Origin of the sequence: Stenotrophomonas oahuensis, from assembly GCF_031834595.1 — a bacterium.
Lineage (GTDB): Bacteria > Pseudomonadota > Gammaproteobacteria > Xanthomonadales > Xanthomonadaceae > Stenotrophomonas > Stenotrophomonas oahuensis.
On the sequence record NZ_CP115541.1, the window covers coordinates 402,322 to 415,836 of the forward strand.

At 63.0% G+C, this 13,515-nt stretch carries 11 protein-coding genes and 1 riboswitch; of the genes, 3 read left to right on the forward strand and 8 right to left on the reverse strand.

Features of this window, described 5'->3' with window-relative positions:
- Window positions 1-2: 2 nt before the first annotated feature.
- Genes PDM29_RS21005 through PDM29_RS01875 form a run of 4 tightly spaced genes read right to left on the reverse strand, consistent with a single transcriptional unit; the run spans window position 3 to window position 2,165 of the window.
- Window positions 3-434, reverse strand: coding sequence for a phytanoyl-CoA dioxygenase family protein (locus tag PDM29_RS21005; protein ID WP_425508771.1), 432 nt, complete (start codon window positions 432-434; stop codon window positions 3-5).
- Window positions 435-443: 9 nt separating this feature from the next.
- A complete protein-coding gene (locus tag PDM29_RS01865) occupies window positions 444-1,022 on the reverse strand; it encodes a transposase (RefSeq protein ID WP_311192206.1) in 579 nt (192 codons plus the stop codon).
- The gene (locus tag PDM29_RS01870; RefSeq protein ID WP_311192207.1) at window positions 952-1,701 is read right to left on the reverse strand and encodes an IS256 family transposase; all 750 of its coding nucleotides are present in this window, start codon (window positions 1,699-1,701) and stop codon (window positions 952-954) included. The genes PDM29_RS01865 and PDM29_RS01870 overlap by 71 nt, the downstream gene beginning before the upstream one ends.
- A 20-nt stretch (window positions 1,702-1,721) precedes the next feature.
- Window positions 1,722-2,165, reverse strand: coding sequence for a hypothetical protein (locus tag PDM29_RS01875; RefSeq protein ID WP_311192208.1), 444 nt, complete (start codon window positions 2,163-2,165; stop codon window positions 1,722-1,724).
- 378 nt (window positions 2,166-2,543) lie between these two features.
- On the opposite strand from PDM29_RS01875, the gene PDM29_RS01880 reads away from it, so the two are divergent.
- A complete protein-coding gene (locus PDM29_RS01880) occupies window positions 2,544-4,019 on the forward strand; it encodes a glycoside hydrolase family 19 protein (protein WP_311192209.1) in 1,476 nt (491 codons plus the stop codon).
- Window positions 4,020-4,103: 84 nt separating this feature from the next.
- On the opposite strand, the gene PDM29_RS01885 is transcribed toward PDM29_RS01880, so the two are convergent.
- On the reverse strand, window positions 4,104-4,490 hold the full coding sequence (locus PDM29_RS01885) for a hypothetical protein (protein ID WP_311192210.1): 387 nt from the start codon (window positions 4,488-4,490) through the stop codon (window positions 4,104-4,106).
- A 62-nt stretch (window positions 4,491-4,552) separates the two neighbouring features.
- Window positions 4,553-5,776: a multidrug effflux MFS transporter gene (locus PDM29_RS01890; RefSeq protein ID WP_311192211.1), complete on the reverse strand. Its 1,224-nt coding sequence runs from the start codon at window positions 5,774-5,776 to the stop codon at window positions 4,553-4,555.
- Window positions 5,777-6,069: 293 nt separating this feature from the next.
- Window positions 6,070-6,171, forward strand: a riboswitch (glycine riboswitch).
- A gap of 54 nt (window positions 6,172-6,225) precedes the next feature.
- On the opposite strand from PDM29_RS01890, the gene gcvP reads away from it, so the two are divergent.
- Window positions 6,226-9,096: an aminomethyl-transferring glycine dehydrogenase gene (gcvP, locus tag PDM29_RS01895; RefSeq protein WP_311192212.1), complete on the forward strand. Its 2,871-nt coding sequence runs from the start codon at window positions 6,226-6,228 to the stop codon at window positions 9,094-9,096.
- 316 nt (window positions 9,097-9,412) lie between these two features.
- Here the strand turns inward: gcvP and PDM29_RS01900 are convergent, their stop codons facing one another.
- Window positions 9,413-10,672 carry an IS256 family transposase gene (locus PDM29_RS01900; RefSeq protein WP_311190592.1) on the reverse strand — a complete coding sequence of 420 codons (1,260 nt, stop codon included), beginning with the start codon at window positions 10,670-10,672 and terminating at the stop codon, window positions 9,413-9,415.
- Window positions 10,673-10,860: 188 nt separating this feature from the next.
- On the opposite strand from PDM29_RS01900, the gene PDM29_RS01905 reads away from it, so the two are divergent.
- On the forward strand, window positions 10,861-11,295 hold the full coding sequence (locus PDM29_RS01905) for a hypothetical protein (protein WP_311192213.1): 435 nt from the start codon (window positions 10,861-10,863) through the stop codon (window positions 11,293-11,295).
- An 823-nt stretch (window positions 11,296-12,118) separates the two neighbouring features.
- Here the strand turns inward: PDM29_RS01905 and PDM29_RS01910 are convergent.
- Window positions 12,119-13,510 (reverse strand): amino acid permease, encoded by a 1,392-nt coding sequence (locus PDM29_RS01910; RefSeq protein ID WP_311192214.1) that lies wholly within the window; start codon window positions 13,508-13,510, stop codon window positions 12,119-12,121.
- Window positions 13,511-13,515 lie beyond the last annotated feature (5 nt).

A 13,515-nucleotide genomic window follows, 5' to 3' on the forward strand; every position in this document is an offset into this window, starting at 1 on the left:
ATTCAAGACACACCTCCAACCGGGGCGTGCCCGCGTGCATAGGCAGGCTCCGCCACCAGCCGGCGCTGCCTCTCTGTAAGAAGAGATGCATTGAATGGACGCGAAGCTGTTCCTGTGTGGTTTGGCGTGGCAGGCAAAGCGGTCAGAGCCTCGTGTTCCGGCGGCCTGCGGAAGTAAGAATGATTGTTCATGTACCTCGCGAACACCGCACGACGCTGGCTTGATCCTGGAACCGCGTAGGTGCCATGAACCAATGCCTCCGAGAAGACCAGTGCATCCCCGGCATTCAGGTGAACGTGCCGTAGCAGTTCGTTGTCTTCTAGACGTCTACACGCGTCGGGAACAGGGAAATTGGCGCGGTGAGAGCCAGGGATGCAACAGAAGGAGAGTGTCCGTATTTTTGTGTTCGGGCGACGTGGGCTGCCCTGTGACAGCCCGGCTTCTTAGTACGGGCTCCGGATAAATCGGTCCCCGTAAAGTACGGCAAATTGGTTCATCGCGTTCTTCCAGCCGTGGCTGGTGCCTCCCCAGTTGGCCGTGATGTTGCGCAGCCCCAGCCAGATCAGCTTGATCGCCGCCTCGTCAGTTGGAAAATGCCCTCGGGTTTTGATGACCTTCCGCAGCTGCGCATTAACGCTCTCGATGGCGTTGGTGGTGTAGATGACACGACGGATCTCAGGTGGAAACGCGAAGAAGGGTATGACGCGGTCCCATGACCGTCGCCATGCCTGGGGCGCCGAGGGGTAGCGTTTGCCCAGCGGCGAGGCCTCCAGCGCTTCCAGGGCCTGTTCGGCGGACTCTGCATTGATGGCCTGGAGATGGGCTTCAGCTCGGCTGCGAGAGCCCTTCGATCCTTCCAGCCGGCGTAGTCCAAGCTGTTGCGTATGAGATGCACGATGCAGGTCTGGAGAGTGGTCGCTGGGGACCGCCGCCAGCGCCTCGGGCATGCCTTTAAGGCCATCGGTCACCGCTATCAGTACGTCCTCCACGCCGCGCGTCTTGAGGTCGTTGAAGACCTTCATCCAGAACTTGGCCCCTTCTGTGTTCTCGATCCAGATGCCCAGGACGTCGCGCACTTCCATCAGGTAGAACGCCTAATGCCAGATAGATCGCTTTGTTGCGCACTACGCCCTCGTCACGCACCTTGACGCGCAGGGCATCAAAGAACACCACCGGATACATCAGCTCCAGCGGACGCGTCTGCCACGCCGAAATCTCTTCCAGAACCTCGTCGGTCACCGAGCTGATGAAGTCCGCCGACACGTCTGTTCCATACTGTTCAGACAGAAACGCGCGGATGTCGCGGACGCTCATTCCGCGCGCGTACATCGCGACGATCTTGTCGTCAAAACCAGTGAAACGCCGCTCGTGCTTGGGAATCAGGATGGGCTGAAAGCTGCCATCCCGGTCCCGGGGAACGTCCAGTCGCAGGGGGCCATCCTCAGTCAGAACGGTCTTGCTGGACGTTCCGTTTCGCTGATTGCCGGTCGATTCCGGTCGCTCGCTTCCGGGTGGGTACCCCAGGTGATGGCCCAGCTCGCCCTTCAGTGCCCGCTCAATCAAGGCCTTTTTCAGGGCTGTGGTGATGTCCAGGATCTCGCCCGCGGTCGTCGCTCCGTTGGCAAGCTGCTCAACGAGCTCGGCAGGCAGGGTAGGCAGCTGACGGGCAGCGGCCTTGGCGGTCTTTTTCTTGGGTGGCATACATGATCCTTTTCAACATGTTATGCCCGAACACAAAATTCCTGACAGTCCCAACAGAAGTGGCTCTGCCCTGCCCCCATCTCGGTCAACGCATACTGGACGCCGATCAGCCCTGCGTGCACACGACCGTTCCGAACCCAATAGAAAATTCCTTCATCGAACATGTCGGCATGGTGATGCAGGTTCCCGGCACTACTGACGAATTGCTCATTGGCACAGAACATGTGATCCATGCGGAACTTCTCTCGAAAGACTGCAGCTAGAAAACGGAAGACAGGCTCAGGATCTACAAGCTGCCTCCACTCTTCGCCCCAGTCCAGATTGATGTCATGCAACGGCTCACCATCCAGATGTTTCGACCAGTACTCTTGCAGCTTCTTCAGATGACAAGGATTCAAGGCTTCGCGCAAAACGACGTAGCCATAGAGGTCGAACTCGAAGTAGAGCTCTTCGATGGATTTCAAGACAAATCACCCTCTTGTCCAAAATGGAGATTGATGCGCAGGCCATTCGCGCACTCATCGTTATCCAACATCGCCACATGAACATCCCGCCGACATCGCCTCAATCGTTTGTAAGAGAATTCCGGCGGGCACACATTTGAGACGGACCTCACACTTGTGAGGCGAACAGCTAAGCTTTTCCTCAGCGGCATCAGCGCGAATGGACGCAACTGCCTAGCTGTGGTCCGCAACACTGGGAAAAATGATCGAGCGAACTGTGACGCACTCCATCTGCGAAGTTGGATACACATCAAGGAAAACGAATCTTCAAACAAATACGAAATCCATTCGCGCACTCCAGCGCTACCGTGCATCTTCCTTTCCGCATCGGGACGCATCATGCACACCCCTGCTTTGCTGAGCACTGCCCTGCTGGTGGCTCTCGCCAGTGCCGCGCCGGCGCACGCCGCTTCTTCCCAGCAGTCGCGCAGCGCAACCACCGCTGCCAGCGACACCTGGAGCCCTACCCAGACCTACACCGCCGGTTGCGTGGTGATCTTCCAGGGCCGTTACTTCAAGGCCAAGTGGTGGGCGGATGCCGGTCAGTCGCCGGCACAGATCGACCCCGCGCAGCCGTGGTTGTCTCCCTGGGAAGAAGTGGCCGAAACCAAGCCCGGCTGTGATGGCGGTGGTGGTACCCCGGTGGACCCCGATCCAGACCCGGACCCGCTGGAACCGGTGCTGATTCCGCTCAGCAGCCTGCATGCCGATGAGGCCCGGCTGACCGACTTCCCGCTGATGCAGCAGACCCTGGCTTCTATCCGTACCCTGCCCAACGCAGAGGTCGAGGCGGTGCAGCCACTACGTCCGGCCAATCCGGAAAACGTGCGCCGGGTGGAAGCGCTGGTCAGAAACGAACAGTTCGAGTTCCTGTTCCCGCTGCGCGCGCCGGAATACACCTATCGCGGCTTCCTGCAGGCCTTCGCAAAGTTCCCGGCCATCTGCGCCACCTATACCGACGGTCGCGATTCCAACGCGATCTGCCGCAAGACCCTGGCCACGATGGTGGCGCATTTCGCACAGGAAACCGGCGGCCACGATGCGCACAGCGCCATCCCCGAGTGGCGGCAGGCGCTGGTGCACGTGCGCGAAATGGGCTGGAGCGAGGACCGCGCCGATGGCTATGCTGGCGAATGCAATCCCAGTACGTGGCAGGGCCAGACCTGGCCGTGCGGCACCTTTGCCGACGGCCCGAATGCCGGCCGCTACAAGAGCTACTTCGGGCGCGGGGCCAAGCAGCTTTCGTACAACTACAACTACGGGCCGTTCTCCGACGCCATGTTCGGCACTGTGCGCACCCTGCTCGACCGCCCGGATCTGGTCGCCGACACCTGGTTGAATCTGGCGAGCGCGGCGTTCTTCTACATGTACCCGCAGCCGCCGAAGCCATCGATGATGCATGTGATTGATGGCACGTGGCAGCCGAACGCGCATGATGTGGGCAACGGTCTGGTGCCCGGGTTCGGGGTGACCACGCAGATCATCAACGGTGGCGTGGAATGCGGCGGCAGCGCCGAACACCTGCAGTCGCAGAACCGCATTACCTACTACAAGGCGGCCGCGCAGTACTTCAATGTGCCGGTGCCCGGCAACGAGGTGCTGGGCTGCAAGGGCATGAAGCAGTTTGATGAAGGTGGTGCTGGCGCGCTGCCCATCTACTGGGAAGAGAACTACGACTGGGTGCCGGGGAACGTGGGCGGCCGCAGCTACCAGTGCAAGCTGGTGACGTACCAGACGCCCTATTCGGCGTTGAAGCCGGCCGATTACGTGAAGTGCGTGATCGACAAGTTCCCGAATGTCGAAGTGATTGAATAATCCGGAATACTGACGGTAGCGCCGGCCGTTGGCCGGCCCTCCGGATGCATCCCATGGGCCGGCCAACGGCCGGCGCTACCGGGATTAAGATTTCTTTTTCAGGCTTTCCGCGAACTGCACCTTGAACTGATCGAAGTCCAGGCCATCGGCCTGGGCTTCGGCATGCGCGGCGTCCTTCAGCGCATCGGAATACACCAGCCGCACCGGCGTGCCCTGGCGTTCGTGCAGTTCGGCCGCCTGCATGATCAGCGCCAGCACGCGCGCGGCGCTGGGGCTCTGCCCGGCAATGCGACCATCCATGCCCAGAACCCATTCGCCATCACGGCGGACAATGCCGGCCAGCAGCGTGCGCTGCTGGTCGCGCAGTTCCGCATGCGGCTCCACCGGCGAGGCATGGGCCTTTTCGCGGTTGGCTTCTTCGATTTCACGGCGCCGGCGCAGGTCGCGGCGCAGCTTGGAGGTGGTCGACATCAGGTACGTCCGGACTGCATCAATGGGGAAAGGATACCGCAGCGGGTCGCCAGGGCCGGCATTCAGGCCGGCTCGGCCAGCAGTGCGCGACGGCGTTCGCAGTGGCGCTCCCAGTACCAGAAGCTGGCCCCGATGGCGAAGAAGCCGCCATAGCCCAGCGCCAGATGCAGCGGCTGGCTGCTCAGCAGCGGCGAGACCATGCCGGCCACCACCGTGTTGATCATCAACTGCAGGAACATCTGCATCGACGAGGCCAGCCCGCGCTGGTGCGGGTACATGTCCAGTACCGCCAGGGCCAGGATCGGGAAGATCAGCGCCATGCCCACGCCGCCGAGGAAGATCGGCAGCACGGCCCAGGGCACCGCGATCTGCGTCACCGACAGCACATAAACCAGGTTCACGAGTGCCGACACGCCACACAGCGCGAAGCCGATGCTGACCTGACGCTGCGCGGTCATGCGCCCGGCCATGCGACCGGACAGGAACGAGCCCAGGGTCATGCCGCCAATGGTCGGGATGAACAGCCAGGCAAAGCCGCCCTCGCCCAGCTTCAGGTGCTGCATCACCAGCACCGGGGCCGAGGCGATGTACAGGAAGATGCCGGAGAAGTTGAACGCACCGGCCGCGGCCAGCCGCAGCAAGCGCGGGTTCGAGCCCATCCGCACATAACTGCGCAGCAGCGCGCCGGTGGACAGCGGCGTGCGCTCTTCCACGGGCAGGGTTTCCGGCAGCCACTTGCCGGTGGCCAGCAGCAGCAGCGCCGCAAAGCTGACCAGGAACCAGAAGATCAACGGCCAGTCGCCGCCCCCGAGCAGAATCCAGCCGCCGATGATCGGCGCAATGGCGGGGGCCACGCCGAAAATCATCGACACCTGGCTCATCAGCCGCTGAGCGTCCGCACCGTGGTACAGATCGCGGATGACCGCGCGGCCGACGATGACGCCGACGCCAGCCGACACGCCCTGCAGGGCGCGGAACACCAGCAGCGTGGTCAGGTCGCGCGACAGCGCGCAGCCGATGGAGGCGGCAATGAACACCACCAGCCCGCCCAGGATCACCCTCCGCCGCCCGAAGGCATCCGACAGCGGACCGTGCGCCAGGCTCATCAGCCCGTAGAACAGCAGGTACACGCTGACCGTCTGCTGCACCGCCACCTGGTCCACCTGCAGGCGCTCACCCAGCAGCAGGAAGGCCGGAAAGATGGTGTCGATCGAGAACGGACCGAACATGGCCAGGCCGGCCAGCAGCAGGGCCAAGCGACGCGTGGAGGGTGAGGCGGGTGTCATGGCTGGGTTCCGTCAGCGGCCTGCGCGAACGCAGGCAGGCACCGGCCCAAACCCGGGCGGTGCCTGATGAATACGAGAATCCGCTCATGATAGGCCGTTGCGTCGGCCAGTTCCATGCCCAAGGGGCTGAATGCGTACGGTTCGCAACCCGTGTTCATCTGCCGTGCGGCCGTTGTGCGGCGGGGGGCTGGGCTATAATCGCCGGGCAACATGGTGGGAGAAGCGGAGCGTCGTTTTGAGCCCCCGCTGCCGAAGGCGCAACGCCCGTAATCGCTCAGGCCCGATACCACCCGCAGCAAAACTCTGGAGAGACCGGCCAATGCCGGCGCCGAAGGGGCACGAAGCACGCAGCCGCGCGCTTTTAAACTCTCAGGCAAAAGGACAGAGGGGCACCCAGGAAGACCGGAAGGTCTTCTGAACGTGCGTGCCCACTCTTCCGGAAGCCAGCCATGTCCCAGAACACCCCTACCCTGCGCGAGCTTGAACACCACGCCGCGTTCGTCGAACGCCATATCGGCCCGAACGACGCTGAAATCGCGCAGATGCTCGACGTGGTCGGCCACGCCTCGCTGGACGCCCTGACCGACGCCATCGTGCCCGCCTCGATCAAGTCGCCCGCGCCGCTGGCGCTGCCCGATTCGCTGACCGAAGTGGAAGCACTGGCCAAGATCCGCGCCATTGCCGACAAGAACCAGGTCTTCCGCACCTTCATCGGCCAGGGCTACTACGGCACCCTGACCCCGAACGTCATCCTGCGCAACGTGCTGGAAAACCCGGCGTGGTACACCGCCTACACCCCGTACCAGGCCGAGATCTCGCAGGGCCGCATGGAAGCGCTGATCAACTTCCAGACCCTGTGTGCCGACCTCACCGGCATGGAGATCGCCAACGCCTCGCTGCTGGACGAAGCCACCGCCGCCGCTGAAGCAATGACCCTGGCCAAGCGTTCGGCCAAGAGCAAGTCCGACACCTTCTTCGTGCACGACGCCGTGCACCCGCAGACCCTGGAACTGCTACGCACCCGCGCCGAGCCGCTGGGCATCGTGCTGCGCGTGGGCACCCCGGCCGAAGCGCTGGAAGCCGATTCCTATGGCGTGCTGCTGCAGTACCCGGACACCTTCGGCCACATTGGCGACTACAAGGCGCTGGCCGATGCCGTGCATGCACGTGGCGGCCTGGTCGCCGTGGCCACCGACCTGCTGGCCCTGACCCTGATTGCCGCCCCCGGCGAATGGGGCGCGGACATCGTGGTCGGCAACAGCCAGCGTTTCGGCGTGCCGTTCGGCTTCGGTGGCCCGCATGCGGCCTTCATGGCCTGCCGTGACGCTTACAAGCGCTCGATGCCGGGCCGCCTGATCGGTGTCTCCATCGATGCCCAGGGCAACCCGGCCTACCGCCTGACCCTGCAGACCCGCGAGCAGCACATCCGCCGCGAGAAGGCCACCTCCAACATCTGCACCGCGCAGGTGCTGCTGGCAGTGATGGCCTCGATGTACGCCGTGTACCACGGTCCGGAAGGCCTGACCCGCATTGCCCGCCGCACCCACCGCCTGGCCGCGATTCTGGCCGCCGCGCTGCGCGACGCTGGCGTCAACGTCGGCGAGCACTTCTTCGACACCCTGCACGTCAAGGACATCGACGCTGCTGCCATCCACGCCAAGGCCGCCGCCGCCCGCATCAACCTGCGCGCCATCGACAGCGAAGCCGTGGGCATCAGCCTGGACGAAACCACCACCCGCGCCGACATCGTCGCGCTGGGCCAGCTGTTCGGTGCCGTCGTCGACGTGGACGCGCTGGACATCGCCACCGCCGACGCCCTGCCGGCGGATCTGGTGCGTACCAGCGAATTCCTGACCCACCCGGTGTTCAACACCCACCACAGCGAACATGAGCTGCTGCGTTACCTGCGCTCGCTGGCCGACAAGGACCTGGCCATGGATCGCACCATGATCCCGCTGGGCAGCTGCACCATGAAGCTCAACGCCACCGCCGAGATGATTCCGGTGACCTGGCCGGAGTTCGCCAACATCCACCCGCTGGCCCCGGCCGACCAGTCCATCGGTTACAAGGAGCTGATCGACGGCCTGGAAGCGATGCTGGTGGAGTGCACCGGTTACGACGCCGTCAGCCTGCAGCCGAACTCCGGCGCGCAGGGCGAATACGCCGGCCTGCTGGCCATTCGCGCCTACCACCGCTCGCGCGGTGAGGGCCACCGCGATATCTGCCTGATTCCGGACTCCGCGCACGGCACCAACCCGGCCTCGGCGCAGATGTGCGGCATGAAGGTAGTGGTGACCAAGACCGACGCCAACGGCAACGTGGACGTCGAGGACATCCGCCTCAACGCCGAGAAGTACAGCGACCGTCTGGCCGCGCTGATGGTGACCTACCCGTCCACCCACGGCGTGTTCGAGGAAGAGATCGTCGAGATCTGCAACATCGTTCATCAGCACGGCGGCCAGGTGTACACCGACGGTGCCAACATGAACGCCCTGGTCGGCGTGGCCAAGCCGGGCAAGTGGGGTTCGGACGTTTCGCACCTGAACCTGCACAAGACCTTCTGCATTCCGCACGGCGGCGGCGGCCCGGGCGTGGGCCCTTGTGCGGTGAAGTCGCACCTGGCTCCGTTCCTGCCCAAGGTACTGGGCGGCGAAGGCGATGTGGGCATGGTCAGCGCGGCCAGCTTCGGCAGCGCCTCGATCCTGCCGATCAGCTGGATGTACATCACCCTGATGGGCACCGCCGGTCTGCGCAAGGCCACCCAGGTGGCCCTGCTCAATGCCAACTACATCGCCAAGCGTCTGGCTCCGCACTTCAAGACCCTGTACACCGGTCGCAACGGTCTTGTCGCACACGAGTGCATCCTGGACGTGCGCCCGCTGGAGAAGACCTCGGGTGTTGTGGCGGAAGACGTGGCCAAGCGCCTGATCGACTTCGGCTTCCACGCCCCCACCCTGAGCTTCCCGGTGGCCGGCACGCTGATGGTGGAACCGACCGAAAGCGAATCGCTGCATGAGCTGGATCGCTTCATCAATGCGATGATCCAGATCCGCGAGGAAATCGCCGCGATTGAAGATGGCCGTCTGGATCGTGAAGACAATCCGCTGAAGAACGCTCCGCACACCGCCACCGCCGTGTCGGGCAGCGAGTGGGAACACGCCTACCCGCGCGAACTGGCCGCCTTCCCGCTGGCCAGCCTGAAGCAGCAGAAGTACTGGCCGCCGGTGGCCCGCGTGGACAACGTGTACGGCGACAAGAACGTGATGTGCGCGTGCATTCCGATTGATGCGTACAAGGAAGATGAGGGTGTGGCGGTTTAAGGCTGCTGCACGCTGATGGAAACGATGACGGCCCGCGCAAGCGGGCCGTTTTTGTTGGCGCGGAATGATTGCGATGACGCGCATGGCACGTCACTACGCGGGATGTCGGAATGCCCGGCAGCCCTGGAGCCCTGGAGCCCGGGTGGCCGGATGCTGGAATGCTGGAATGCTGGAATGCTGGAATGCTGGAATTCAACGGTAGGGTCGCACGACAGTCGACCGCCGATAACGGTGATAGGCACTTTTGGGCATGAACCGAGAGTGTCCGTATTTTTGTGTTCGGGCGACGTGGGCTGCCCTGTGACAGCCCGGCTTCTTAGTACGGGCTCCGGATAAATCGGTCCCCGTAAAGTACGGCAAATTGGTTCATCGCGTTCTTCCAGCCGTGGCTGGTGCCTCCCCAGTTGGCCGTGATGTTGCGCAGCCCCAGCCAGATCAGCTTGATCGCCGCCTCGTCAGTTGGAAAATGCCCTCGGGTTTTGATGACCTTCCGCAGCTGCGCATTAACGCTCTCGATGGCGTTGGTGGTGTAGATGACACGACGGATCTCAGGTGGAAACGCGAAGAAGGGTATGACGCGGTCCCATGACCGTCGCCATGCCTGGGGCGCCGAGGGGTAGCGTTTGCCCAGCGGCGAGGCCTCCAGCGCTTCCAGGGCCTGTTCGGCGGACTCTGCATTGATGGCCTGGTAGATGGGCTTCAGCTCGGCTGCGAGAGCCCTTCGATCCTTCCAGCCGGCGTAGTCCAAGCTGTTGCGGATGAGATGCACGATGCAGGTCTGGAGAGTGGTCGCTGGGTAGACCGCCGCCAGCGCCTCGGGCATGCCTTTAAGGCCATCGGTCACCGCTATCAGTACGTCCTCCACGCCGCGCGTCTTGAGGTCGTTGAAGACCTTCATCCAGAACTTGGCCCCTTCTGTGTTCTCGATCCAGATGCCCAGGATGTCGCGACTTCCATCAGGTAGAACGCCTAATGCCAGATAGATCGCTTTGTTGCGCACTACGCCCTCGTCACGCACCTTGACGCGCAGGGCATCAAAGAACACCACCGGATACATCAGCTCCAGCGGACGCGTCTGCCACGCCGAAATCTCTTCCAGAACCTCGTCGGTCACCGAGCTGATGAAGTCCGCCGACACGTCTGTTCCATACTGTTCAGACAGAAACGCGCGGATGTCGCGGACGCTCATTCCGCGCGCGTACATCGCGACGATCTTGTCGTCAAAACCAGTGAAACGCCGCTCGTGCTTGGGAATCAGGATGGGCTGGAAGCTGCCATCCCGGTCCCGGGGAACGTCCAGTCGCAGGGGGCCATCCTCAGTCAGAACGGTTTTGCTGGACGTTCCATTTCGCTGATTGCCGGTCGATTCCGGTCGCTCGCTTCCGGGTGGGTACCCCAGGTGATGGCCCAGCTCGCCCTTCAGTGCCCGCTCAATCAAGGCCTTTTTCAGGGCTGTGGTGATGTCCAGGATCTCGCCCGCGGTCGTCGCTCCGTTGGCAAGCTGCTCAACGAGCTCGGCAGGCAGGGTAGGCAGCTGACGGGCAGCGGCCTTGGCGGTCATTTTCTTGGGTGGCATACATGATCCTTTTCAACATGTTATGCCCGAACACAAAATTCCTGACAGTCCCCATGAACCTGCATCGAAACAGGCTTACGGTCTGCCCCGCCACGGCTAACGATGCGCGAATCTTGAAACCCGCGATTCGTTCAAATCACTATCGTCATGGGTCACTCATAAATGCGCCGCAATAGACGGCGTCATCCATGCCAAACGAAATCTCCCAAAAGCCAAGCTTCATTCCGCAGAGGCAATCAATCCACCGCCATATCGACCTCAACGTCGAGCCAGCTACAGCGGCCCCCTCGACCGCCAACCGAATGGACGTGACGATCGCAAATGCGTCCGCCTCATGGGCACATGAGCTGACTCCGCAGAAGGAGACGTATGAGGACGCATACCTCGTAGAACTCATGCGAACCATCGATGCAACCGGGGAATCGCCAGTTGACCCCAATCTCCCCCTCGAACAAAGACCCACTGTGTTCGCCGACGAAGTGCCGGGCATCATTGCCGACATCTACGGATGGGTCCCCGTTCCCAGAGCAGCGCCGCTGAATCCGAAGTTCATTGGCAACGTGCCCAGCGCCGTTCATGTGAGTAACGACGGCGGATTCAACCCCGGGCAGCTCGCAGCCTGACTCGGCAATGAAAGCCACCACCACTGAGGAATGAAACACGGCCCGCGCTGGCGGGCCGCTTCATTGCGCCGCCCACCAATCAACCTACATTAACTCCAAGTGAGCCACGCCCATGATGCCAAAGCACCTCCTTGCTCCTGCGCCGATCAATTACGCAACATCATTCACTTCCTCCTCGAACACAGCGAACCCCCAAACTCTCGACGCATCACCCGATTCCATCTTCAATGCGGCAAGCGCCGCACTGATTACCGCGCATCGCTCGCTCAGCGATGCCAACTTGAACACGCTGCAGACAGGCTGTTTCACCACACACGAAAGGTCATATCCTGAACTTTCGTCACTGCACGCAGGCACTTCGGAAGCCTCGACTCACGGGGATGAAGCTACTGACACACGGCATCGCACCGAAGTGAAACGATTGGCGAAAGAGATGGTGCGTTCTACCACAGTGGCAACGGCTGTAACCGGAGTGAGTGCACCGGTTTTCGTTGGTAATCTAGCGCACGCTCGGACCTGATCCGGCTGCTCGCGTTGACGCGCACCGCGCGTCGCTACGCTGGATAAGGCGTCGCATCACCGCGCAGAATGCTGCCCGGCAGGGTCGCACGACAGTCGACCGCCGGTAGCGGCGATCGGCACGGTGGGGCATGATATCCGACGGAGAAGCGCTTCTTCGTTCGAGGGTCATGCCCTAACGCACGGATTGGCGATATCGGCGGTCGACTGTCGTGCGACCCTACCGGATTTCCTGCGCCGGGTATCTCATAGGTGGCCTGTCCGCCAATACACAACGGCCCGCTTTCCGCGGGCCGTTTGTCATTCATTCTTCGATGCGGTTCCGCCTGACCCGCCGCGCCACTTCACTGCTGACCGCAATGAACGCGGTCAGCGCGGCCATCGACAGGAACTGCACCCGGGTCACCTCTTCCGACAACAGCAGCCCGAAGATCAGCACCAGGATGCCCAGCGCGCCGACGGTGAGATACGGATACCCCGCCATGCGGAAAGGCAGGCGCGTGCCATCACGATTGGCCCGGTGCCGCAGGATCAGCTGCGACAGCAGCGACATGGTCCACACCAGCAGGCAGGTGGAACCCACGATGTTCAGCAGCACCGGCAGCACCTTGTTCGGGAACATCAGCTCCATCACGGTGGCGGCAAACCCAAACAGCACACTCGCCAGCACAGCGATGATCGGCACCTGGCGCGGGTCGGTCCAGCCGAGCACGGCCGGCGCTTCGCGGCGCTGGGCCAGCGAATAGATCATGCGCGAGGCACCGTACAGGTTGGCGTTGAGCGCCGACAGCAGGGCAATCACCGCGATCAGGGTAATGGCGGTCGCCGCACCCGGAATCTTCGCCACTTCCAGCACGGCCGCAAACGGCGAGCTCAGCGCTTCACTGTTCCATGGCACCACAGCGATGATCACGCTGAGCGAGCCGATGTAGAACACCAGGATGCGCCACGCCACGGTGCGGATGGCACGGGCGATGCTGCGCTCGGGGTCTTCGGTTTCCGCGGCGGCCACCGCCACGATCTCCGTGCCGCCGAACGCGAACACCACCACCAGCAGCGCTGCACCGATGCCGGCCAGCCCGTTCGGAGCAAATCCGCCGTGCTGGGTGAAGTTGCTCAGGCCCGGCGAGGTCACATTCGGCAACCAGCCCATCAGCAGCGCCACGCCGATCAGGATGAAGCCGATGATCGCCACTACCTTCAGAATGGCGAACCAGAATTCGAATTCACCGAAGTTGCGCACGCCCAGCAGATTGATGGCGGTGAAGAACACCATAAATGCCAGCGCAGCCATCGGGACCGGAATGACCGGCCAGACCGTGGCCAGCAAGCCGGCCGCGCCCACCGCCTCGGCGGCGATGACGATGACCAGCTGCACCCACCACAGCCAGCCGACGGTGGCCCCGGCGGTGGCTCCCATGGCGTCGGCGGCGTAGACCGAGAACGCGCCACTGGTCGGCTTGGCCGCCGCCATTTCGCCCAGCGCGTTCATGACGATGATGACCAGGGTGCCGGCCAGCAGGTAGGACAGCAGCACCGCCGGACCGGCGGCGGCCACGCCCACGCCGGAGCCCAGGAACAGGCCCGCGCCGATGGCGCTGCCCAGACCCATCATGATCAGCTGGCGAGGTTTCAACGCGTGGCCCAGGCGGGCGTTGGACGAAGCGGGTGCAGCCGGGTTCTGGGATGCGGGCATCGGAA

Bases quoted from the DNA above. Each gene is read 5' to 3' on its own strand.
- PDM29_RS01890 (WP_311192211.1), bottom strand. From the start codon at position 5,776: ATGACACCCGCCTCACCCTCCACGCGTCGCTTGGCCCTGCTGCTGGCC.
- PDM29_RS01865 (WP_311192206.1), bottom strand. From the start codon at position 1,022: ATGAAGGTCTTCAACGACCTCAAGACGCGCGGCGTGGAGGACGTACTG.
- gcvP (WP_311192212.1), top strand. From the start codon at position 6,226: ATGTCCCAGAACACCCCTACCCTGCGCGAGCTTGAACACCACGCCGCG.
- PDM29_RS01905 (WP_311192213.1), top strand. From the start codon at position 10,861: ATGCCAAACGAAATCTCCCAAAAGCCAAGCTTCATTCCGCAGAGGCAA.
- PDM29_RS01870 (WP_311192207.1), bottom strand. From the start codon at position 1,701: ATGCCACCCAAGAAAAAGACCGCCAAGGCCGCTGCCCGTCAGCTGCCT.
- PDM29_RS01885 (WP_311192210.1), bottom strand. From the start codon at position 4,490: ATGTCGACCACCTCCAAGCTGCGCCGCGACCTGCGCCGGCGCCGTGAA.
- PDM29_RS01880 (WP_311192209.1), top strand. From the start codon at position 2,544: ATGCACACCCCTGCTTTGCTGAGCACTGCCCTGCTGGTGGCTCTCGCC.
- PDM29_RS01910 (WP_311192214.1), bottom strand. From the start codon at position 13,510: ATGCCCGCATCCCAGAACCCGGCTGCACCCGCTTCGTCCAACGCCCGC.
- PDM29_RS01900 (WP_311190592.1), bottom strand. From the start codon at position 10,672: ATGCCACCCAAGAAAATGACCGCCAAGGCCGCTGCCCGTCAGCTGCCT.